The sequence below is a fragment of the Allorhizobium sp. nf9_anc genome (assembly GCF_056323085.1).
Map to the genome: position 1 here is coordinate 1,464,282 of NZ_CM150481.1, position 21,224 is coordinate 1,485,505.

16 protein-coding genes are annotated in these 21,224 nt (G+C 62.7%); 9 read left to right on the plus strand and 7 right to left on the minus strand.

Features of this window, described 5'->3' with window-relative positions; all coding sequences use genetic code 11:
* The first annotated feature begins 1 nt into the window (after position 1).
* Entirely contained in the window at positions 2-1,375 is a 1,374-nt protein-coding gene (locus tag AC02Y0_RS06920) for an MlaD family protein (RefSeq protein ID WP_476383225.1), read from the plus strand.
* A 26-nt stretch (positions 1,376-1,401) separates the two neighbouring features.
* Positions 1,402-2,037, plus strand: coding sequence for an ABC-type transport auxiliary lipoprotein family protein (locus AC02Y0_RS06925; protein WP_444558496.1), 636 nt, complete (start codon positions 1,402-1,404; stop codon positions 2,035-2,037).
* 123 nt (positions 2,038-2,160) lie between these two features.
* Here the strand turns inward: AC02Y0_RS06925 and AC02Y0_RS06930 are convergent, their stop codons facing one another.
* Positions 2,161-8,007 (minus strand): apolipoprotein A-IV repeat region-like domain-containing protein, encoded by a 5,847-nt coding sequence (locus AC02Y0_RS06930; protein WP_476383226.1) that lies wholly within the window; start codon positions 8,005-8,007, stop codon positions 2,161-2,163.
* 472 nt (positions 8,008-8,479) lie between these two features.
* Between AC02Y0_RS06930 and AC02Y0_RS06935 the strand changes: the two genes are divergently transcribed.
* On the plus strand, positions 8,480-8,854 hold the full coding sequence (locus tag AC02Y0_RS06935; RefSeq protein ID WP_476383227.1) for an Hpt domain-containing protein: 375 nt from the start codon (positions 8,480-8,482) through the stop codon (positions 8,852-8,854).
* 114 nt (positions 8,855-8,968) lie between these two features.
* The gene (locus tag AC02Y0_RS06940) at positions 8,969-9,289 is read left to right on the plus strand and encodes a 2Fe-2S iron-sulfur cluster-binding protein (protein WP_102020383.1); all 321 of its coding nucleotides are present in this window, start codon (positions 8,969-8,971) and stop codon (positions 9,287-9,289) included.
* A 295-nt stretch (positions 9,290-9,584) separates the two neighbouring features.
* Here the strand turns inward: AC02Y0_RS06940 and AC02Y0_RS06945 are convergent, their stop codons facing one another.
* Positions 9,585-10,211 (minus strand): DUF922 domain-containing Zn-dependent protease, encoded by a 627-nt coding sequence (locus AC02Y0_RS06945; protein WP_476383228.1) that lies wholly within the window; start codon positions 10,209-10,211, stop codon positions 9,585-9,587.
* A 110-nt stretch (positions 10,212-10,321) separates the two neighbouring features.
* Here AC02Y0_RS06945 and folP point away from each other — a divergent pair, with 110 nt between their 5' ends.
* The 3 genes from folP to folK are packed head-to-tail and all read left to right on the plus strand — an operon-like array spanning position 10,322 to position 12,064.
* Positions 10,322-11,191 (plus strand): dihydropteroate synthase, encoded by an 870-nt coding sequence (gene folP, locus AC02Y0_RS06950; RefSeq protein ID WP_476383979.1) that lies wholly within the window; start codon positions 10,322-10,324, stop codon positions 11,189-11,191.
* Positions 11,188-11,559 carry a dihydroneopterin aldolase gene (gene folB, locus AC02Y0_RS06955; protein WP_476383229.1) on the plus strand — a complete coding sequence of 124 codons (372 nt, stop codon included), beginning with the start codon at positions 11,188-11,190 and terminating at the stop codon, positions 11,557-11,559. Before folP ends, folB begins: the two co-directional genes overlap by 4 nt.
* A gap of 58 nt (positions 11,560-11,617) precedes the next feature.
* Complete coding sequence (gene folK, locus AC02Y0_RS06960; protein ID WP_476383980.1) at positions 11,618-12,064, plus strand: 2-amino-4-hydroxy-6-hydroxymethyldihydropteridine diphosphokinase; 447 nt, start codon at positions 11,618-11,620, stop codon at positions 12,062-12,064.
* Positions 12,065-12,091: 27 nt separating this feature from the next.
* Here the strand turns inward: folK and AC02Y0_RS06965 are convergent, their stop codons facing one another.
* The 4 genes from AC02Y0_RS06965 to AC02Y0_RS06980 all read right to left on the minus strand — a co-directional run bounded on the left by AC02Y0_RS06965 (position 12,092) and on the right by AC02Y0_RS06980 (position 15,988).
* Positions 12,092-12,643 (minus strand): hypothetical protein, encoded by a 552-nt coding sequence (locus AC02Y0_RS06965; RefSeq protein WP_476383230.1) that lies wholly within the window; start codon positions 12,641-12,643, stop codon positions 12,092-12,094.
* A gap of 141 nt (positions 12,644-12,784) precedes the next feature.
* On the minus strand, positions 12,785-13,894 hold the full coding sequence (locus AC02Y0_RS06970; protein ID WP_476383231.1) for a YcjF family protein: 1,110 nt from the start codon (positions 13,892-13,894) through the stop codon (positions 12,785-12,787).
* Entirely contained in the window at positions 13,891-15,363 is a 1,473-nt protein-coding gene (locus AC02Y0_RS06975) for a YcjX family GTP-binding protein (protein ID WP_476383232.1), read from the minus strand. Before AC02Y0_RS06975 ends, AC02Y0_RS06970 begins: the two co-directional genes overlap by 4 nt.
* A gap of 130 nt (positions 15,364-15,493) precedes the next feature.
* The gene (locus AC02Y0_RS06980; RefSeq protein WP_476383233.1) at positions 15,494-15,988 is read right to left on the minus strand and encodes a SixA phosphatase family protein; all 495 of its coding nucleotides are present in this window, start codon (positions 15,986-15,988) and stop codon (positions 15,494-15,496) included.
* Positions 15,989-16,263: 275 nt separating this feature from the next.
* Between AC02Y0_RS06980 and dksA the strand changes: the two genes are divergently transcribed.
* Positions 16,264-16,683: an RNA polymerase-binding protein DksA gene (dksA, locus tag AC02Y0_RS06985; RefSeq protein ID WP_476383234.1), complete on the plus strand. Its 420-nt coding sequence runs from the start codon at positions 16,264-16,266 to the stop codon at positions 16,681-16,683.
* 93 nt (positions 16,684-16,776) lie between these two features.
* On the opposite strand, the gene AC02Y0_RS06990 is transcribed toward dksA, so the two are convergent.
* Positions 16,777-18,264 carry a hypothetical protein gene (locus AC02Y0_RS06990; protein WP_476383235.1) on the minus strand — a complete coding sequence of 496 codons (1,488 nt, stop codon included), beginning with the start codon at positions 18,262-18,264 and terminating at the stop codon, positions 16,777-16,779.
* Positions 18,265-18,521: 257 nt separating this feature from the next.
* On the opposite strand from AC02Y0_RS06990, the gene cckA reads away from it, so the two are divergent.
* Positions 18,522-21,143 carry a cell cycle histidine kinase CckA gene (gene cckA / locus AC02Y0_RS06995; RefSeq protein ID WP_476383236.1) on the plus strand — a complete coding sequence of 874 codons (2,622 nt, stop codon included), beginning with the start codon at positions 18,522-18,524 and terminating at the stop codon, positions 21,141-21,143.
* Positions 21,144-21,224 lie beyond the last annotated feature (81 nt).

A 21,224-nucleotide genomic window follows, 5' to 3' on the forward strand; every position in this document is an offset into this window, starting at 1 on the left:
CATGGAAACCAAAGCCAATTACGCCATAGTCGGTTTTTTCACGATGCTGGTCATCGGGGCCGCCTTCGGCTTCGTCTATTGGATGGCCGAATATGGACGCGGTGGCGAAATGGCGCCGCTCGCCATTCGCATTCCGGGATCGGCCAATGGCCTTAGCATCGGTTCGCCGGTTCGCTTCAACGGCATTTCGGTCGGCTCAGTCCGCAATCTCTATATCGACAATGAAGATCCGAATTTCTCGGTGGCCTTCACTGAGGTCCGCGCCGACGCTCCCGTGACATCCGGCACCACCGCGGTGCTTGAAATCCAGGGGCTGACGGGCGCTGCCTATGTCGAGCTTTCCGGCGGCGGTCCGGGATCCGGTGATCCCATCCTGCAGCGTGCCATGGATACCGGTGAGCCGGCTATCCTGACAGCCGAACAATCCAGCGTGACCAATCTGTTGACGACCGCCGACCGCATCTTGCAGCGAGCCGATGGTGCCGTGGCCGAGCTTCAGGGCTTCATCGCCGATGCCCGCGCACCGCTAACCAACACCGTTCGCAATGCCGAGACCTTCTCGAAGTCGCTCGCTGATAATGCCAAGGGGATCGATGAATTCCTGAAGAGTGTCAGCTCGCTGTCCGATTCCGTATCCGGTCTCTCCGGCCGTCTCGATACAACGCTGGCGGCAGCCGAGGATCTCTTCAGGGCGCTTAACTCCGAGAAGATCGACCAGATCCTGACCAATACGGAGCGGGCAACGGCAAGCTTTGCCGACGCTTCGAACCGGATCGGTCCGGCGATCGACAGCTTCCGCGAAACGGCTGACACCTTCCAGCGCTTCGGCAACAATGCCGATCAGACGCTCCAGAAGGTCTCGTCGCTGATCGATGCCGTCGACAGCCAGAAGATTGGCCAGGTCGTTGACGATGCGTCGGTCGCTTCTGCCGATGCCCGCAAGGCGATCGCAGGCTTCCGCGAACTTTCGGACAGCATTACAGGCCGTCGTGACGATATCGACAAGGCCATCGACGACTTTACCCAGCTTGCAAACCGTCTGAACACCTCATCCCAGCAGGTCGACGGGATCCTTAGGAAGGTTGATGCGTTCCTTGGCTCGGGTGATGCAAATTCGCTCAGCGTGGAAGCCCGCAAGACGCTTGAGGCCATCCGCATGACGGCCGAGAACCTCAACGCCCAGATTGGACCGATTGCTTCCAACTTGCAGCGCTTCTCGGCGACAGGCCTGCGCGACATCCAGACGCTGGTGAACGATACCCGCAACACTGTTCGCGGCCTGAACGACGCGATTACCAATTTCGACGACGACCCGCAGCGCCTGCTTTTCGGCGGCGATACGGTCAAGGAATTTGACGGGCGGACACGCCGATGACGAGAACCACCGGGAAGGACGACAGAATGGACAGGATCGGCGTCAACGGCTCCAAAGGCGTGGCAAAGCTCCGGCGGCTGCTTGTGGCTTCGGTGCTGATCCCAAGCCTTGGCCTCGGCCTTGCCGCCTGTGGGTCCAAGGCGAACAACGACACATTCGACCTTACGGCTTCGGTAAGCGATGTGGCGACCAATGCCAGCGCCCGCAACCGGCAGCTCCTGGTGGCCGATCCGTCGGCGCTCAAGGCGCTGGACAGCGAGCAGATCCTGGTGCGTGTGTCCGGCGCGGAGATCCGTTATCTTTCGCAATCGCAGTGGAGCGATCGCCTGACGCGGGTCGTGCAGTCGAAGCTCGTCGAAGCCTTCGAGAACACCGGACGCCTGGGCGGCGTCGGGCGTCCCGGGCAGGGCCTGGCTATCGACTTCCAGCTGATCACGGATGTCAGGGCCTTTGAAATTTCGGCCGAAGGTGGCGATCGCGGTGTGGTCGAGATCTCGGCAAAGCTGCTCAATGATCGCAATGGCACCGTCAAGGCGCAGCGGGTGTTCAAGGCTGAGGTGCCTTCGACAGGGTCCGACAACGCGGCCTATGTAGCAGCCCTCGACCGTGCCTTCGCACGCGTGACCGGTGATATCGTCGCCTGGACGCTTCAATCGATCTGAAGCCTATCAAGGCTCAGTCAGCTAGCAGTCTGACAAAAAGAAAACCCCGGATCAGCATATGATCCGGGGTTTTTCTTTTGGCTTGTCGGAAGCCGGCTGACCGGCTCCCGTATTGGTTTGATATCAGCTGAAACGGCCGGCCGCGTGCGCGAGCATCGTGTAGACCTTGCCCGTGTCCGACGTCAGGTAGGACTGGGTGATCGACTTGTCGCGGTCAGTGCGGGCTACGTCTGCCAGAAGCTTTTCGAAATCGGCGATGTAGCGATCGACGGCGACGCGGAATTCCGGCTCGCGGTCGTACTTGCGCTTGATCTCGTCGAAGGTCTGCTGGCCCTTCAGCGTGTAGAGGCGACGGGTGAAAATGTCGCGCTCGCCCCGCTGGTAGCGGCGCCACAGGTCGACCGAGGCGTCGTGGTCAATGGCGCGGGCGATGTCGACCGACAGCGAATTCAGTGATTCGACCATATGGCGCGGATTGCGGGTATCGCTCTGGCGGGCCGGCGGAGCTTCGGCGACCGGGCGCTGCGGGGCAGGGGCCGGACGGGCAGGAGCGGTCTCAGTGGGCTCCTCACGCGAGGCGCCACGCAGGAGGTCGCTGATCCAGCCGCCACCTTCGGCGCGCGTGGTCGCGGCCGTCGATTGGTTATAGGCGTCGGTTGCGCCGAGGCTGCCGCGAAGCCCCAGGCTTTCGCTCTGGCGGATCTGCGGCGCCGGCTGCGGCTGTGGTTGCGGTGCGACCGGCTGGCGACGAACGGGCTCTGGCTGGGCTTCGGCCAGACGACGGGCCACTGGCTCGGAGATTTCCAGCGTCTGGCTGGTGCGGCCTACGAGCTGCGAGATGTCCTGCAGGGCCTTGATCTGCTCGGAGACCGCGCGGCGCATCTGGGCCGCACTTTCCTTGGCTTCCTCTGGAAGGTCGAAGGCACCGCGCTTCAGTTCGTTGCGCGTCAGGTCGAGCTCCTTGCGGATGTCGACAGCCGAGCGGCGGATCTCATCGGTTGCGCCGCTGAAGCGTGCGACAGCTTCGTCAACGGCGCTCTGCATGGCTTCGCGCAGGGCGAGCGCTGCACCTTCGGACTTGCGACCCGCTTCTCCGAGGAGACGGTCGATGTCGCTCAAGGAGACGGCGAGGCCGCCACGCAGACGGTTGGCGAGTTCGCCCGAACGCTTCTCGGCCTCGGTCAGCGTCTTGTCGATCGACTGCTGGGCTTCCTGCTCGGCAGAGAGCAGGGCATTGCGCATATTGGCGGCCGTAATCTGCGCCTTCTTTTCCGTCTCGCCGAGCACCTGGCCGATGTCGGCGAAGGAGGCCTGGACGCTTTCGCGCATATTGGTCGCCGTTGACTGGGCGCGCTTTTCCGTCTCGCCCAGGATCTGGCCGATATCGGTAAAGGAGGCCTGGACGCTCTGGCGCAGGTTGCCGGCCATCTGACCGGAGCGTTGTTCGGCGCGGTCGAAGGCGGTTTCCACCATCTTGCCGAGACCCTGCATCGTCGTCTCGATTTCTTCCGAGCGCTTCACAAGGCCGATGGAAAGATCGCGGAGCGCCTGCTGGCGCTCTTCGAGCGTGCCCACGAGGTTCGACTGGGCGGCCGACAGAAGTTCGGACGCCTTGCCGAGAACCTGGGTGTGGTCACCGAAGCGGCTGACGATCGAGGAGACCTGCTGCAGCGTTTCGCCGGAGATGGCGGTCAGGCGGCCGAGCTTGTCGTCGAGCAGGCGGTTCGAGGTGGACAGCATGTCCGTGGCCTGGTTCGCCGTCTCATTGAAGCGGTTGGCGGTGGCGCCGAGGCGGCTGTCGAGGGAGCCGATGCTCTGCACGGCTTGATCGATCATCGAAGACAGGCCGGCATTGCTGTCGCCGAGGCGTTCGATGAGCTGCGAGGCGCTGGCAACCAGGTTCTGCTCGGCGGTGCCGAGCGTCGACACGGCGCGATCCGTGCGCTGGCTGATCGCGTCGACGAGGGCTGCGTTTTCGGAGCGCAGGCGCTCGGCGCTCTGTTCTGCGGCAGCGGTGATCTGTTCGGCGGCGACACGGCCGGTCTCGGCATAGGCGGCGACCACCGGAGCTGCCTTCTCGTCGATCAGGCGCGACAGTTCGGCCGAGCGGGTCGAGAGCATCGAGTTCAGCTCGCGGGTGCGGTCGTCGAGAACCGAGCGGATCGAATTGCCACGGGCTTCGAGCGCCTTTTCCACCGCGTTCATTGTGGTGGCGAGTTCCTGGGTATTGCCAGAAATCGCATCGCGGATGGAATTGCCGCGAGCCTCGAGTGCCTTTTCTGCCGCGTTCATGGCAGTGGCGAGTTCCTGCGTATTGCCGGAGATCGCTTCACGGATCGCGGCGGCTCGCTGTTCCAGCGTGGTGCTCACTTCGCCGAGAGTGCCCGAAAGATTGGCCACCTGCGCGCTGACAAGGGCTTCTGCCTGGTTCACCTTGTTGCTGATGACATCGCCGGCCTGCGAGAAGGTTTCGGCGATTGTCGCAGCCTGTCCGGCAAGGCGGTTCTGGGTTTCAGTGATGCGCCGCGCGAGGTCTTCGGAACGTTCTTCGACCGTGCGATTGAGTTCCGCGCTACGTTCGCCGATCTGCTCGGCGAACTGCGAGGTGGTGGCCGCCAGGCGATCGACGGAGCGCTGAGCCTCGGCATCGAGGTCACGGGCGGCGTCGGTCACGGCGCTGCGAAGGGCAGTCGCCAGACCTGCGGCCTTGCCTTCGATGGTGCGGTTGACGTTTTCAAGGCCGATATTGAGCGCACGGTCCATGGTCGCCAGACGCTCTTCGATCACCGGGGTGCGGGTGTCGAAGGTTTCGGCAACGCGGTTCACGCCTTCGTCGAGCACCTGTGCGACGCGCATGGAAGCTTCGTCGCCAACGCGCTCCATGTTGGAAACCTTCTCGTCCAGACGGGCGGCAAACTTCTCGCCGGCATCGTTGACGCGGGCGTCGACGCCATCAAGGCCGTTGCGGAGACGGTCTTCCAACGTTCCCAAGCTCTGCTCGATGCGGGTGCTGGTTTCGTCGAGGCGGATGGTCATGCCGGAGACGGACTGTTCGACCGTGCCGGAGAAGCCCTGGGCAGACCGGGTGATGTCGTCAGCTGCTTCGCGGATCTGATCCGTCAGCGCACCGGCCGTTCCACGCAGGCGCTCGTCGAGCGCGCGGCTGCTGGCGTCGATGGCCTTCCGGAGGTTTTCCTCGTGATCCTCGAGGCTCATCTCGAGCATGCCGGTGCTGGCGGCCACTGAGGCGCCAATCGAGGTTGCATGTTCGCTGAGTGTGGTTTCCAGTGCATCGCGGGCATCGCCGAGCGAGGCCGTGATGGCTTGCGTGCGATCGTCGAGCGTCGCGCGGATGCGCTCATGGGTGTCGACCAGACGGTCATCAATTGCGGCCACGCCAGAGGCGATCGTCTGCGAGATCCGGTCGGTGTTGTCGCCGAGGGTGCTCGCCAGAGCATTGGTCGCCGTGTCCAGGCTGGTTTTCAGCGTGAAGTTGGTGTCGGCAATCCGGCCGTCGATATCGTCGACGCCTGATTTCAGCGTGTTGGCGATGCGGGCCGCATTGTCTTCCAGCGTGTTCGAAATGGTGTTCGAGGCCGCAGCCAGCATGCTGTCGAGCCGCTGTTCGCTGCCGCCGAGCGCGTCGCCGAGGCCGGTAATGCCAGCGGCGACCGTTTCAGCGATGCGGCCGGACGACTGGCCGAGGTTTCGTTCGATTTCGCCGGTCGCGTCTTCCAGCGTCGAAGACAGGTAAGACGCATGGCTTGCGAGCGAAAGTTCGAGGCGCTCCTGGTTTTCGCCATAGGCGTTGCGGATCGCTTCGGCCTTTTCAGCGAAGGCGGCGTCGATCCGACGGTCGGCATCTGCGACGGTCTCGATGATCGAAGAGGCGCGCTGGCTCAATGTTTCATCGATCCGACGCTGGCTGTCGTTCAGGGTCTCGGAGAGATCCTGGGTGCGGGCCGTCAGCGTCAGGTCCAGTTCGAGGCTCTTGGTGTTCAGCGCATCGATCAGGATCTCGCTCTGGCCTTCCACCAAGGTCGCGATGCCACGGGCCTTGACGTCGAGGGTTTCGGCGAAGCGGTCCTGGTTGGCTTCGAGCGCATTGACGATGTGCTCGGCGCGGCTCGAGAGTGTTTGTTCGAAGCGAGACTGGTTGTCGCTGAGGGCATTGTAGAGCGAGCCACTGCGCTCTTCCATCACCTGGTCGATACGCTTCTGGGCGCTTTCCAGGCTCTCGGTGAGGGCTGCTGCACGGGCCGACATCGCGTCTGCAATTTCTTGCGCGCGGTCGGACATCGAGCTGTCGAGCATTTCCTGGCTGGTGCTCAGCGTCATCGCGATGGCGAGCGACTGGTCCGTGAGGGTGGAGCCGAGGCGTTCGATGCTCGAATTCAGGATGCCGCTGATCGAATCCGTTCCGCCGTTCACCGTTTCGTTGATGCGGGCGAGGCTTTCCATCAGCTTCGAATCGAGCGAGCCGGAGCGCTGGTCGAAGGCGCTGGCGAATTCGGCCACGCGCTGGTCGAAGGTCGCGTTGATCTGGCCGATCGTCGTCTGGAAGCGGTCCTCGAAGAGGCCCGAGCGCAGGTCGAGATCGACAATCGCGTCGTCGGCGCTCGCCTGAAGGCTCTGGCGGAAGCTGCGGCCGCGTTCGTCGAGCGAGCTGTTGAGGCGCGACAGCACGTCGTCGAGCGACGAGGTGATAGAGCCTTCGCTGCCCTTCAGGGTCTCGGCGATATCGCGGGTGCGCTCGACGAGGGTTTCGTTGAGCTGACGTGCACGTTCGTTGAGAGCTGCATTCAGCTTCTCGGTGTTGCTATCGAGCGTCGAGGCCCGCGTCTCGAATTCGCCGAGCAGTTCGCGACCGCGCTGGCTGAGCGTCGAGGTCAGCGACTGAAGCTGGGTGTCGAATTCATTGGAGAGCGACATGCCGGACGCGGCCAGCGTCTGGACCATGTTTTCTGTCTTGTGGGACAGCAGCGAGCCGAGTGCGGTCACGGCTGCATCCGACTTTTCCATGATCGTTGCAGCACGCATGTCGATCATCGAGGCAAAGGCTTCGCCCGAGGTCTGCAGGCGTACCGAGATTTCTTCGGTCGCGAGCGACAGCTCTTCCTTCAGCTGCTCGTGGGCCCCCACGATCGACGAGCGGATCCGCTCGGCATGATTGACGATCGCATCGCGTTCGGCGCCGAGTTCGTGGACGAGGCCACGGACACGCAGTTCATTGTCGGTGTAGCTGCGCTCCAGCGCCGTTACTTCCGAATGGACCAGCGTTTCAAGTTCGGTGGCGCGCGCAATGGTGCGCTCGATGCCCTCGTTCATGGCCGAGACTTCACGGCGCACGGCCTGGCCGACGGTCATGATGCGTTCGGAGGCAATTGTTTCAGGCTCAGCAAGGCGCAGTGCCACTTCGGCCATGGAGCGTGCAGCGTTGCGCAGGTCATGGGCGCGAGCCATCATGATTGCGAAGGCGAAGAAGAGCATGATCGGCAGGAAGGTGCCAACGACGATGGCGACGACGCCGGGCATGGCAACGATGTCGGCAACCGAAGGCGCCTGCCAGATCGCGCCACCGTAAAGAAGCTGTGTCAGGCCGAGGGCGCCGAGCACCCACAGAGCCGATACAATCGCGGCATTGCGCAGTGCCGACGTGAGCGAGGCACCGTCGAGAGATTTCAGGATGGCGGAGGGCGTGCGGCGGGAACCGTCATTGGCGGGCGCGAAGGCGGGAGCCTTGGGAGCCGGCTCCGGGTTCAACTCACCGGCGCGTGCGGAACGACGCTCTATGGACTTCTTCGAGGCAGAACGCGGGATACTATCTGACACAGGTGCCTCCGGGCCGCGAGCTTGGGACCGAGCCTTGACAGGCGCGGCGGCTTCCTCGCCGTCGAAATCGATGCTCAGGGCCGCCTCGAGAGCCTGGAACGCGTTCTCGTCAATCGAGTCGGACTTCTTGTTCGCCATAGGGTTACGCCTCGTTACCGCTTACTCTCGGCAGGACGGACACTGACAGCGATACCGCTGATCGCCTGGCCCCGTCCGGATCCCGCCGTTTACCTGAGATTCCGTCTGTCGCCACGCCAGACGAGATCTCTTCTTTCGCAATTCAACTGCTCACAGCCGGCGTTCCCGCCGGACGTTTTAGCACCGACTGGCTTGCGGGCATAGTTCACGCACTTTTGCCCAATCAACCGTATCGTACTGACACATTTGGTCATGCGATACAATTAATGCGCTCCCGGCGGTCCAGTGTCTCCGGGTCTTGTTAACAGTATTTCAATCAAGGTTTAGGCTGAAAAGCCAGTCTGTGCCGGGGTTTAATTTTCGTTAACCATAGTGAGAGCTTTTTCCCGAAATCCCCGGGGTTTTTAACGCGGTGCCCATCGTGATGCCTCAGGCTGGCATCACCAAAAACAAAAAATCAAGGATCACGGTCATGGCAGCCGCAGTTAACATCGCCTTTACAACCCCTGATAACCTCAACGGTCTGACGCCGTCGCAACAGCGTCCGATCGACCTCGTGCATCTTGCATCGCAGACGAAGGGCGACAAGGCGGTGGAAGTCGAGATCCTGCAGATGTTCGCGCGTCAGGCGCGCGGCTGTCTCGTCGCGCTGACGGCGGACCGGGGCAAGGTCGAAGTCAAGGCAGCAGCGATCCGCCTGCGCAATGCCGCCATGGCTGTCGGTGCCTTGCGCGTCGCTGCCGCTGCTGATCTCGTGGAAACCAAGGGTGCGAATGCCGATGCCCTGGCTTCGGTCGCGGCTGCCGTCCTGGAAGCGGAACACTTCATCCTGAAGCTTGCCCGCTGATCCCAAACAGGCGCGAGCCGCTGATGCCGCTCGCTTCCCCGTGAGTTGACTGCCCTTCCGAATTGGGAGATGACTTCGCCGGTTTTTCACAAGGCGAAGTCTGGACAGGCAAACATGGCAAACATCAGCATCATCGCATTCGACGGCACCCGTTTCGACATCGCGGCAGCCGAGGGCTCCACGGTCATGGAAAATGCCGTCCGCAACTCGGTCCCCGGGATCGATGCCGAATGCGGCGGCGCCTGCGCCTGTGCCACCTGTCATGTCTATGTCGATGACGCCTGGTCCGAAAAGGTCGGCCAGCCGTCGCCGATGGAAGAGGACATGCTGGACTTTGCCGTCGAGGTGCGCCCAACGTCGCGTCTTTCCTGTCAGATCAAGGTGACGGCGGCCCTCGAGGGCCTCGTCGTCCATGTGCCCGAACGTCAGGGCTGAACGCCTCTGTCAGCGCTATCCCCTGTTAAAAAAGCCCCGCTTTCGTCAAGACGAAAGCGGGGCAAGGGGGCGCATCGCCAAGCAGGCGAGGGAGGAAGCACCTGTGGCACCAGGACGCGCCGGGAGAACGGGGAAATCGGGTTACGCTTAATCAACGTATTCGATGACACTTATATTTCAGATTTGTATCAAGGGCCACGCCCAGAAATTGCCGGTTATTCACAGGCGAGGGCGCAAGCCTGGGGCAAGCCGCAGCATGGCAGCAACACTCCCCCTCGAAATTAATGGGTGATTTCTACTGGTTTTCCAGGGTTTCCCGGCGATGCCGGAGGATTCGCAGCATGCGATCCTGGAAATTCTTCGCCTCGATCATATCGAATCGCATCTGTGCCTCGTCATGCGCGACGGTCACTTCGTCCGTGACCTCGCTGGCGCGATCCTGAAGGGTCTCGCAATCCCGGGTCGGCCGCAGCTTCAGGAGGCGCTGCTCCAGGAGTTTGGCATGCTGGCGGGCAATTTCCGCGTGGCGCTCCTCGTGGCGCTTGATGTCGGAGGACAGGGCGTCCCACAGAGTGGCCATCTCCTGCGATGCCCGATTGCGGTTCTTCCAGCGCGGTATGATGAGCTTGGTGTCCACGGTGACGCGCACATCCTCGACCGCACAGCGGTTGCCGCGCAGCGCATAGGTCAGGTCGCCGCCGAAACGGATCTGGGTTGCGCCGGGATGGCGGCTGCCGCTTGCCTGCGTGAAAGGGCCCTTGCGTGACAGTTCGGCATCAAGTTCGGCGGCGGTTCTCCCGCCGATCTGGAAGTAGCTGATGGACTTGCGGACGACGACGTCAGCGCGGGCCGAAAGTGGCAGTGAGATGCCGGTCAGGACTGCCAATATTAGAGCAGCCCGAAGACGGCGGGAGTGCTTCATTCTTTTTTCCGCAATGTTGTATTCGCCGCGCCCTTGGGGCATAGCCAAACCCGATCTGCACTATCGCAGCTTCGCGGATTTCCGTCGAGAGGATACAGGGTCGCGTGACCATGGTTGAACGCACAATTTGGCGTGTAGGGCATGGCCGCAGCCTCGATCTTTCCAAGCGCGGGGCGATCATGGCCATCGTCAATGTGACGCCAGATTCCTTTTCCGATGGCGGCCTGCATGCCGACGTCGAGGCGGCCGTTGCCCATGCGCTGGCCTGTGTCGACGAGGGGGCGGTCATCCTCGATATCGGCGGAGAATCGACGCGCCCGGGTGCTGCCGAGGTCACGCCAGAGGAAGAGATGGCGCGCGTCGTGCCGGTCATCTCGGCGCTGAGGCAGAAGACAGATGCGCTGATTTCCATCGATACCTATCGTGCTGCCACCGCACAGGCTGCGGTGGAGGCCGGCGCTCATATCATCAACGACGTGCACGGGCTGCAGCGCGAACCGGAGATCGCAGCCGTTGCGGCGGCGGCAGGCGCTGGTCTCTGCATCATGCATACGGGTCGCGGGCGCGAGAAGCTTGCCGATCCGATTGCCGACCAGCGGCATTTCCTGGGCCTTTCGCTCGATATCGCGGCTCGTGCAGGCGTGGCGCGTGAAACAATCGTTCTCGATCCGGGTTTCGGTTTTGCCAAGGAAACCACGGAAGAGAACATGGACCTGATGATCCGTTTCGAGGAGTTGCAAGACTTCGGCCTGCCGCTTCTCGCCGGCACGTCGCGCAAGCGTTTCCTTGGAGCCCTGACAGGCCGGGAAGCGCGTGATCGTGATGCGGCAACGGCGGCGACCACGGTTGCCCTGCGACTGAAAGGCGCTTCCGTTTTCCGCGTCCATAATGTCGCGATCAACCGGGACGCGCTCGTCATCGCCGATGCTATGCTTTCGGCAGAGCGGCGGCTGGCCGCAACTAAGGAATTGTCCGCATGAGCGGTGTTTTCACCATCACCCTGAAGAACTGCGCCTTTTTCGCCCATCACGGGGTATTCCCGGAGGAGGGGGTGCTCGGCCAGCGGTTTTTCGTCGATGCGGAGTTTGACGTCGATGCGATCGAAGCCGCCGAGACCGATACTCTCGAAGGGACCGTGCATTACGGGATCGCCTTTGAGGTGATCCGTGACATCGTGACCGGCAGCCGTCGCCAGTTGATCGAAGCCTTGGCGCTTGCGATCGCGCGCGGCTTGCTCGACCGGTTCCCGGAAATGCAGCGATGCCGGATCACGGTTCGCAAGCCGAGCGCGCCGATCGCCGGCATTCTCGACCATGTACAGGTGAGTGTTGAACAGTTCAGACGTTAAGCGCTGGCAGGCGGCAACGCTTGGCCTTGGCGGCAATATCGGCGACCCCGTAGCCGCGATGGCGGAGGCGCTTCGCAGGCTCGACGCGCGGCGCGATTGCCGCGTGACTTCGGTTTCCAGGCTCTACCGGACGCCGCCCTGGGGCAAGACCGATCAGGATGATTTCTACAACGCCTGCGCCTCCGTCGAGACGCTGCTCGAACCGCAAGAACTGCTGGCTGCCTGTCTCGAGATCGAGCGGACGATGAAGCGCGTGCGAGTCGAGCGCTGGGGGCCGCGGACGATCGACATCGACATCCTGACTTTCGCCGATCGCATCATCGATGCCGAGCATCTGAAGGTGCCGCATCCGCGCATGACGGAACGCGCCTTCGTGCTGATGCCGCTCGCGGACGTCGATCCGGAGCTCTCGGTGCAGGGGCGCTCAGTTGCGGATTGGCTTGGAAGCATCGATCAGGCGGGAATCGTCATCGCAAACGAAAACCGCGCCTGGTGGCGCGGTTGAATTCTGGCTCTCGCGATTTAGGGACCGTCAGTCGTTTTCAGCGGTCTCAGCCATGGCAGTTGCCTGGCGATTGAGCTTGAGACCGATGACCGGGATCATCCGGTCTTCCACCTTCACGGAAATGGTGATGTTCATCGCATCGTCTTCTTCGATACGAGCAACCATGGCGCCGTTCAGCTTGGCGCGGTTGATCCCCATTACGGCGCGGTTGCCGGTGACAGTGCCCGAAACGATGTCGAGGCCCTTGCCATCGGCACCATCCAGGAACTGGCCCTTGTAGCTGCCGCCGGACTGCGAGATGATAGCCGACATCGGCTGGCTGAAGACGCCAACGCGGCAGGTGCCGTCGAGTTTCAGGCCGGTTTCCTTGCCCTCAGCCGGAAGCCCGGTGAGGTTGCAGGTGAACTTGGTGCCCTTGTACTTGCCAGCAACGATCTCGCCCGGACCCTTCCAGACCCCGGCGACGGATTCGAAGAAGCGCTTGTCGCGCGAAGCAGCATCGGCGACCGTGGCCGGCATGATTGCGGCAACGGCAAGGATGACGGCGCAGCGGCCGAATGTCGAGGAGCGAGAGAACATCGATTTGCCTTGGTACGAGAAACCAGAAACCCCGCTCAGACCCTAGCGGAAAAATGGTTAATGCATCATTGCCATTAACCCCAAATGCCGGTTCCGACAACCGGCAAAAGTCACTGGTCTCTCCGGTGTGGCCCGTCTGCCTCACCCCGTCCGGTCGCGGTCCTTGCCGGTCATGGAGGGGGTGAGGTCGCCGATGAAGTCGCCGATGCCAGGCCGTTTGGCCGCGCGGAACGGCAGTGGCCTGCAGAGGTCCATGGCGGCAATGCCGATGCGGGCAGTCATCAGGCCATTGATCACGCCTTCGCCGAGACGGGTCGAAAGGCGCGCGGCAAGCCCATGGCCGAGGACCTGCTGGGCTAGGCCGTCGCCGATGGCAATGGAGCCGGTGACGGCAAGATGGGCGAACACGTCCCTGAGGAGGCGGAGCATGCCGAAGGAACCCGGTCTTCCACCATAGAGTTCGGCCATGCTTCTGATCAGCCTGACGACCTCAAAAAGCACATAGGCGAGATCGACCACAGCTCTGGGGCTGACGGCGGTGACCACCGAGACGCGCTTGGCGGCGTTGAGGATGAGCGCGCGAGCCTTGATATCCAGGGGGGAGAGCAGTTCCCGTTCGGCAAGCTCGATCAAGTGCGGCGCGTCGATGATGTCGTCTTTGACCGCGTCCAGCGTCTTTTGCCCGCGGGTTGTCTCCGGGCGATGGGACACGAGGCTCGACAGTTTCGCAACGACAGCGGCGGCGCGGGTGCGCTTGCCGCTTTCTGCCGCAGCGTCTGCTTCCACCTTCAAATCTTGCACGGCGTCCAGGCGCCATAGGCCAAGCAATTCCCGACCGACGGCGATCATGAACGCGAGCAGGCCCACGGCGAGCACTGCGACCGCCAGATAGCCAAGCCAGTCGGCGCGGGCGAAGAGGTCCGAAATCAGTCGGTCGACCCAGAGGCCGAAGGCAAGCGACAGGAGCACGCCGAATGCGCCCGTCGCGAGTTTCGCAAAGGAGAAGCGCCGACGGCGTGGTTCTGCCACGGGAACCGGCGGCAGTTCATCCACTGCGGCCGCAAGGAACGGATCTTCCGCGTCGGGGACAATCAGGACCTCGCCGGAGAAGCTACGTGGCTGTCGGCTGGTCTTGTCTTGAGGGTCGGCGCGCCGTGTTTCGGGCTCAACGGAGAAGGCTGCGGGCCGTCTTTGCGGCTCGGAAGCCTTCGCGGTCGGTGCGCTAACGGGGGGCACGGTGGGTTTCTTCATGCGAGACGGTCTCCCAGCAGGAATTGCAGCGCGCGGTCCAGGCGGATATGCGGCACGGATAGCGTCACGCCGTGCTTCTCATCAAGTTGTGGCGGTCGGAAGCGGACGATGCTGAGGTCCGGCAGGGTCGCTGATGTGTCACCTTCGTCGACGGAGCGGAAATAGGCTTCCGGATCCTGCGGCAGGTCGCCCGGAAAGACTGCCGTCTTGCGATCGCCATCGAAGATCTCGTTGCCGATGCGCTCGCCGGCCATCGGCGTGCCGACGATGACGGGCAGATCGTGGCCGTCCTGCTTCACGTTCGCTTCCCGCGTCGCGCGCACCGAGGCGAGCGCCATGACTTCTATGCCGGCACCGCTCATGCCGATCGTGCGGATCGCGCGGTTGACGAGGCGCCGTGTCAGCACTTCGAGCCTGTCATGGCTCTCGTGGTGCAAATGGTCTGCTTTCGTTGCCGCCACCAGCACGCGGTCGATCCGTCGGCGCACCAGCGACGTCAGGACGTTGTTGGAGCCGGCGCGGAAACAGGCGAGCACGTCTCCCAGCGCGCGTTCCAGATCCTGGACCGCTTCCGGGCCGCGATTGAGAGCCTGAAGTGCATCGACCAGCACGATCTGGCGGTCCAGTCGCGCAAAATGCTCGCGAAAGAAGGGTTTCACCACCACCGACTTGTAGGCTTCGAAGCGGCGCTCCATCATCGCCCGAAGGGATCCCTTCGGGGCACGGCCTTCCGAGAGAACCGGGAGTGGGGCGAAGGTCAGGGCTGGCGAGCCTTCAAGGTCGCCCGGCATCAAAAAGCGGCCGGGAGGCAGGGTCGACAGAGAGCGCTCATCCGATTTGCAGAGCCTGAGATAGGTCGTGAAGGCTTCGGCCAAGCGGCGGGCGGTCATCTCGTCTGCGGGGCCGTCGGGATCGACAGTTGCCGCCAAGGCCAGCCATTCGCGGGCCAGTTTGGCGCGCACGCCGGTTTCTGCAAGCTTCGTCGTATTCTCTGAAAATGTCCTGTAGTCCTGGCCCAGCAGCGGCAAGTCGAGCAGCCATTCACCGGGATAGTCGACGATGTCGATCGACAGCCTGCCGGCCGAGAACATGCGGTTCCAGGAGCTGGCGCTCTTGTATTCGATTGTCAGCCTGAGCTCGGAAATGGCGCGCGTCGAATCCGGCCAGACCCGTTCGTCGACCAGTGCCCTGATGTGGTCTTCGTATTGGAAGCGTGGGACGGCGTCGTCCGGCTGTTCCTGCAGGGTGGCGCCGGTCATGCGTCCCGACCGCAGCGGTTCGAACAGCGGCAGTCGACCGGCGTGGAGCAGATTGTGCACCAGCGATGAGATGAACACGGTCTTGCCGGCGCGCGAAAGACCCGTCACGCCGAGCCTGATCGTCGGGTTGATCAGATGCGCAGCCCGATCGGTCAGATTGTCGAGGGCGATCGCGGCTTCGTCGGTCAGACTGGTGAGGGAAGGGGGCAAAGGGCTGTCCTGCGAGACGGTGACGGGTGCTGTGTCGCCCCGGCACGAGAGAGTTCAGATATCGTGATCCCCCATATAGGCGTCGGTTGCGGCGCAAAAAAGAGGCAGGCTTTGCCCGCCTGACAAACCGTCAGCCGACGAGAAAGTCGCGCAGCCGATAGGCCTCGTCGCCCATGGCGTCGATCACGGCGAGGCCCGAGGTGGGATAGCCTTCCGGCACCGTCCTTGCCATCACGTCGTTGCCGCACAGCCGGGCAAAGACCTCCTCGATCGCCGGGTTGTGCCCGACGAGCATCAGCGCCTCGACGCCCTGGGTCGATGCGGCGATCTCAAGATAGGCCTCTGCCGGGGCGTTGTAGAGCGCGTCGACATAGCGGAATTCTACGAGGCCCGAAAACACCCTGTTGATGGCGTCGGCGGTCTGCCGGCAGCGCTTAGCGGTCGAGCAGACAACGAGATCAGGGCGGTACTGCTTGTCGGCAGCGGTCTCGGCCAGGAGTTCGGCCTCGGCGAACCCCGCATCTGACAGGCTGCGATCGAAATCGCGGCCACCTGGCTCGGCCCAACCGGATTTCGCGTGGCGCAGCAGATAGATGCGCTGGGGAGGCTGAATGGAGGGCGTCATCCGTTGGACATTCCGCGTAAGATGGTGCTAGTCACTGAACTACCGGTTCTTGTGCCTCGCCGTCAACCATGCGCGGCGAATGCGCTCATCATCCTATCGTGGTGGGTTGCTGTATATCGGGCGTCAGTACTCAAGCAAATTATGCTTAAAAAATAGAAATTTAGATGAAAAATGTAACAGATTTAAAAATGGCTTTGAAACAGTCAGAAGGCTTGAACAGGTTGCCTTGAAAGGTTATACACCCGCCCATTGAGATGTTCTTCAGGAGAATCGCGTTGAGTGAGAAGATCAATCTTAGCAATTATGTGCTCTCGGAAGACGATGAGTTCATGAACGCGAGCCAGCGGGCCTATTTCAGAGCCAAGCTGATCGCATGGAAAAACGACATCCTCCGAGAAGCGCGTGAGACACTCGGCCATCTCGCCGAAGAGAGCGCTAACCACCCAGACCTCGCCGACCGGGCTTCCTCCGAAACCGACCGGGCCATTGAGCTTCGGGCGCGCGACCGCCAGCGCAAGCTGATCTCGAAGATCGACGCTGCCCTGCAGCGGATCGATGACGGGACCTACGGTTATTGCGAAGAAACCGGTGAGCCGATCGGCCTCAAGCGCCTCGACGCTCGTCCGATTGCAACGCTGTCGATCGAGGCCCAGGAGAGGCATGAGCGTCGCGAAAAGGTCTATCGCGACGAGTAAGGCTCAAGCCTCGTAGAGCCGCTTGTGTTCATCGGAGTTTTAAGACCCGCCATCGGCGGGTCTTTTCATTTGCGCAGTTGGAAAGTGGTCCCGTCAGGGATTTCGGCTGGCCGACATTTCCCCGAAGATCCGCGCGATTTCCGTCTGCAGGTTGGGCTCCTGGCCCTGCTTGTCGGAATTCGGCGCAACAGTATCAGATTGGCCATTTGCCGGAAGGATTGCCGAGGCCGGGAGGCGCGGCCGGTCTGCCCGGGTCTCCGGCAGGATCTGCGAGAATTCGGCAGCGGGCTTCGGCGCGGGGGCCGGGTCGGCAGCGAGATGGAAAGCCATCTCTTCTTCGAGCACGCGTTCGAAATCGCTTAGATCGCGGCTCGGTGCTTCCGGTTCGCTGGCAACCAGTCGGCGCTCAGCAACCGGTTCGTAGCGCTTGGCCTCAAATGGCAGAGGCTGCGCGGCAGACGGGGCAGGACCGAGGACACGCAGGCGCGCTGCTTCGAGCATATCTTCTGCCGCCGGCGCATCGATGACGGGCGGCAAGGCAGGGGCGGTCTGCTGCGCGGATGCGACCGGCCGTTCTGCTTCGCGAGCGGGCTGCACCATCTCCGGCGCCATGACCGGCTCCATAGGTTCCATCCGGAATGTCTCGGTCCCCGGCGTGTAAGCCTTGGCCGGCGGTTCGATGGCGGGCGCTGCTTCGGTAACCTCAGTCTCAAACGCCACCGGCGTCACAGCGGCATCGGAAGGCCCGGCGTTGACCGAAACTGCCATGACGGGCTCGACGCTGGCCGTTGGCTGAACCAGTGCAACGTCTGGCGCCATCGGCTTTTCCATAGGCGGGGCGGGGCGCTGCACTGCTTCGATCGTCGGAGTTTGTGCAGGTTCTGCTGGCCGTTTTTCCACCGCTATCACGGGTGCTGCGACGGCAGCAGGTGCCGCAGCAAAGGCAGCTGCCAGGACCGGTGTTGGAGGGGTGACGGGCTGTCTTTCCTGAGCGGGCTCGTGAACCCGCGGCTGGACCGGCTGCGACCGCTGTTCGGCTGGTCGTTGCTGGGCAGTTGGGGCCGCCGCCGGCTGCGGCCGTGTCGGTGCGACCACCGGTTCAGGTTTTGATAGCTCTGCCGGCTGATGCTTGATAGTTGGTTCGATGACAGTGTTCATCGTCGCGGCCGGCGAGGCGATCCGAGGGGCTGCAGCGTCCGTCGCGGGCAGGGTCGGTGCCACGGCCGCGCTCGGCAATTCCGACTGTTCCTCGAGCGCCTGCGGGTTCACAGGTCTTGCGCTCAGATAGGGGCGTTCATCGCCGATCCCGCTTTCGATGACCAGGTCGGTCGGGCCGCCGATCATCACGAGGTGCTCGATATTGTCCCGGCGGATCAGGACGATGCGGCGGCGCGTATCGATCGCTGCTGCGTCCAGCACCTGAAGGCGCGGCTGGCGGTTGCGACCGCCGCGGACGAAGGGCGACGGGGCCCGATTGCGCAGGATCCAGAGCACGATGAAAAGGCAGAGCAAGGCAAGGCTGACTCCCAGCGCCGCCACGAGAAAACGATCGCCATAAGCCTTGATCAAGTCATCCAGCATTTTCGTGCTCCTTTTGTCTGGCTTTCTGGCAGAAGACGGCCCTTTCCGCAATCTTGCGCGGACGCCAACATATCGCGTCCATAACGCAACAAAGTTCCAAATGCTCCGCCAGGATTGCGGCATTCCTGTGGGGGAGCGGCTCTGCGCTCACATCTGGGCCTTTCTTTGCTTTTTGCTGTTGCGGCAAATTGATAAACAGGAGACAGCGCCGATTCTCGCTAGGTCGGATCATCCGTGCGCTTAGGCAAGAGGCATTCATGACACGACAGCAGTACGAACGAGATGGAGACGGCCCCTTGGTCGATCGCCGCAGCGGCGTCGGCATGGCGTTGCGCATCCTGCTGCTTGCCCTCGTGCTGATCGCGGCCTCTGCCGCCTTCATCTTCTTCCGTGATCAGTTGGACAATCAGGTCGTGCTGGGCGTGCTCGGCATTCTCGCGATGATGGGCATCTTCTTCATCGTGTCTGCCGTCATCGGTTTCGTCGAGGTCATGCCGCAGTCCAACAGTGACACTCTCGCGCGCCGCTTTCTGGCCAGCCAGCCCGATGGTACGCTGATCACCGACAGCGAAGGCCGGATCGTCTATGCGAATCTGGCCTATGGCACAATGACGGGCGCGCGCACGGCGACCGAAGTGCAGACGCTCGAGGCATTGCTCTCTCGCTACCGGGAATCGAGCGAGGCGCTCTATCGGCTGACCAACGGGTTGCGCGAAGGGCGCGACAGCCATGAAGAATTCCGCCTCCTGAAGCCGCTTGGTAACCAGACGAACAACGGGTCCGGCGCCCACTGGTACCGCCTGAAGGCGCGGCTGCTGCCTGGCGAAGGTCGCGGCAAGCCGCTGCATGTCTGGCAGATTTCCGACATCACCGCCGAGCGCGACGACCAGGAGCGCTTCTTCAAGGAATTGCAGCACGCGATCGACTATCTCGACCATGCGCCGGCCGGCTTCTTCTCCGCCGGTCGCAAGGGTGAGATCTATTATCTGAACGCCACGCTTGCAGAATGGCTGGGGGTCGACCTTACCCAGTTCAACCCTGGCTCCATGACGATTTCCGATCTGGTGGCCGGCGAGGGCATGGCGCTCATCAATTCGGTTCAGGCCGAGCCTGGTCAGGCGCGAACCGAAACGCTCGATCTCGACCTGCGCCGTGTCAACGGCCAGAGCCTGCCGGTTCGGCTCGTGCATCGCGTGCGTGCCGCGCGGGACGGAGCGCCGGGCGAGAGCCGGTCGATCGTTCTGTCACGCGTCCAAGGCGAGGGCGGAGACCAGTCGGATTCGGTCGCGTCGATGCGCTTCACCCGCTTCTTCAACAATACGCCGATGGCGATTGCCTCCGTTGACGGCGAGGGCCGGATCCTCCGGACCAACGCGCCATTCATGAAGCTCTTCGCCGACATCATTTCGCGCGACGAGATCGAGCGCCATGGACTGATCGAGGTCGTGCTGCACGAGACGGAGCGGGAAGGTTTCCGTGAGGCGCTCGCGGCGGCCATGGACCGCCAGGGTGACATTCCGCCGATCGACAGCCGTCATCCGACCAATGACGTCAGGCATTTCCGCTTCTACGTGAACGCGGTCATCGACCAGAGCGACGAGGCGCCGGAAGAGGCTGCGATCGTCTACGCCGTCGACGTGACCGATCAGAAGGCGCTCGAGGCGCAGATGGCGCAGACGCAGAAGATGAATGCGGTCGGCACGCTTGCCGGCGGTATCGCGCACGACTTCAACAACGTGCTGACGGCCATCCTCCTGTCCTCCGACCACCTGCTTCTGCAGGCGCGGCCCTCGGATGCGAGCTTTGCCGATCTCATGGAGATCAAGCGCAACGCCAACCGGGCGGCCGTTCTCGTGCGCCAGTTGCTCGCCTTCTCGCGCAAGCAGACGATGCGGCCGAGCGTCTTGAACCTCACCGACGTGATCGGCGATCTCAGGATGCTGGTCGACCGGCTGATCTCCGGCAGCAATGTCAAACTCAGGGTCGAATACGGCCGGGATCTCTGGCCGGTGAAGACGGACCTCTCCCAGTTCGAGCAGGTGCTGATCAATCTCTGCGTCAATGCACGCGACGCCATGCCGGATGGTGGATCGATCACCGTGTCGACCCGCAATGTCGATGCCGACGAGGCCGCGGCCTTCGGCTATCGTGGCCTGCCGTCGGAAGACATGGTGCTGGTCGAGGTCGCCGATACCGGAACCGGCATTGCGCCCGAGATCATGGACAAGATCTTCGAGCCCTTCTTCACCACCAAGGAAGTGGGCAAGGGAACGGGTCTCGGACTTGCCATGGTCTATGGCATCGTCAAGCAGTCGGGCGGCTACATCTATCCGGAATCGGAAGTCGGCAAGGGTACAACCTTCCGCATCTTCCTGCCGCGCCATGTGCCCGAGGTTCAGCCGGTTATCGAAGGCCAGGTCCAGGCCTCCGTCAGCGGTGACACGATCACCGTCGCGACGGCCAGTGCCAAGGCCGAGGCTCAGGATGCGCCTGATCTGACCGGCAAGTCGGCCGTCGTGCTCCTCGTCGAGGACGAAGAGGCCGTTCGGCGCGGCGGCAAGCGCATGCTCGAGACGCGCGGCTATACCGTGCATGAGGCCGGTTCCGGCGTCGAAGCGCTCGACATCATGGAAGAGCTCGACGGTGCGGTCGACATCGTCGTTTCCGACGTCGTCATGCCTGAAATGGACGGCCCCACCCTGCTGACCGAGTTGAGGAAGAAATATCCGGACCTGAAGTTCATCTTCGTCTCGGGCTATGCCGAGGACGCCTTTGCCCGCAACCTGCCGGCAGACGCGAAGTTTGGCTTCCTACCGAAACCCTTCTCGCTCAAGCAGCTCGCTGTCGCTGTGCGTGAAATGCTGGACGGCGAAGGCTGAGGGCTTCCGCAGGGTTTTAGAGTATTGGTGAATCAAAGAACCCGCCGGATCGCTCCGGCGGGTTCTTTTTCATTCGGATTG

Excerpts from the sequence above, each read along its gene's own strand:
- AC02Y0_RS06925 (WP_444558496.1), top strand. The coding sequence starts at position 1,402 with ATGGACAGGATCGGCGTCAACGGCTCCAAAGGCGTGGCAAAGCTCCGG.
- AC02Y0_RS06990 (WP_476383235.1), bottom strand. The coding sequence starts at position 18,264 with ATGCTGGATGACTTGATCAAGGCTTATGGCGATCGTTTTCTCGTGGCG.
- AC02Y0_RS06935 (WP_476383227.1), top strand. The coding sequence starts at position 8,480 with ATGGCAGCCGCAGTTAACATCGCCTTTACAACCCCTGATAACCTCAAC.
- folK (WP_476383980.1), top strand. The coding sequence starts at position 11,618 with ATGGCGGAGGCGCTTCGCAGGCTCGACGCGCGGCGCGATTGCCGCGTG.
- AC02Y0_RS06940 (WP_102020383.1), top strand. The coding sequence starts at position 8,969 with ATGGCAAACATCAGCATCATCGCATTCGACGGCACCCGTTTCGACATC.
- AC02Y0_RS06980 (WP_476383233.1), bottom strand. The coding sequence starts at position 15,988 with ATGACGCCCTCCATTCAGCCTCCCCAGCGCATCTATCTGCTGCGCCAC.
- AC02Y0_RS06920 (WP_476383225.1), top strand. The coding sequence starts at position 2 with ATGGAAACCAAAGCCAATTACGCCATAGTCGGTTTTTTCACGATGCTG.
- AC02Y0_RS06930 (WP_476383226.1), bottom strand. The coding sequence starts at position 8,007 with ATGGCGAACAAGAAGTCCGACTCGATTGACGAGAACGCGTTCCAGGCT.
- cckA (WP_476383236.1), top strand. The coding sequence starts at position 18,522 with ATGACACGACAGCAGTACGAACGAGATGGAGACGGCCCCTTGGTCGAT.
- AC02Y0_RS06945 (WP_476383228.1), bottom strand. The coding sequence starts at position 10,211 with ATGAAGCACTCCCGCCGTCTTCGGGCTGCTCTAATATTGGCAGTCCTG.
- folB (WP_476383229.1), top strand. The coding sequence starts at position 11,188 with ATGAGCGGTGTTTTCACCATCACCCTGAAGAACTGCGCCTTTTTCGCC.
- AC02Y0_RS06970 (WP_476383231.1), bottom strand. The coding sequence starts at position 13,894 with ATGAAGAAACCCACCGTGCCCCCCGTTAGCGCACCGACCGCGAAGGCT.
- folP (WP_476383979.1), top strand. The coding sequence starts at position 10,322 with ATGGTTGAACGCACAATTTGGCGTGTAGGGCATGGCCGCAGCCTCGAT.
- AC02Y0_RS06965 (WP_476383230.1), bottom strand. The coding sequence starts at position 12,643 with ATGTTCTCTCGCTCCTCGACATTCGGCCGCTGCGCCGTCATCCTTGCC.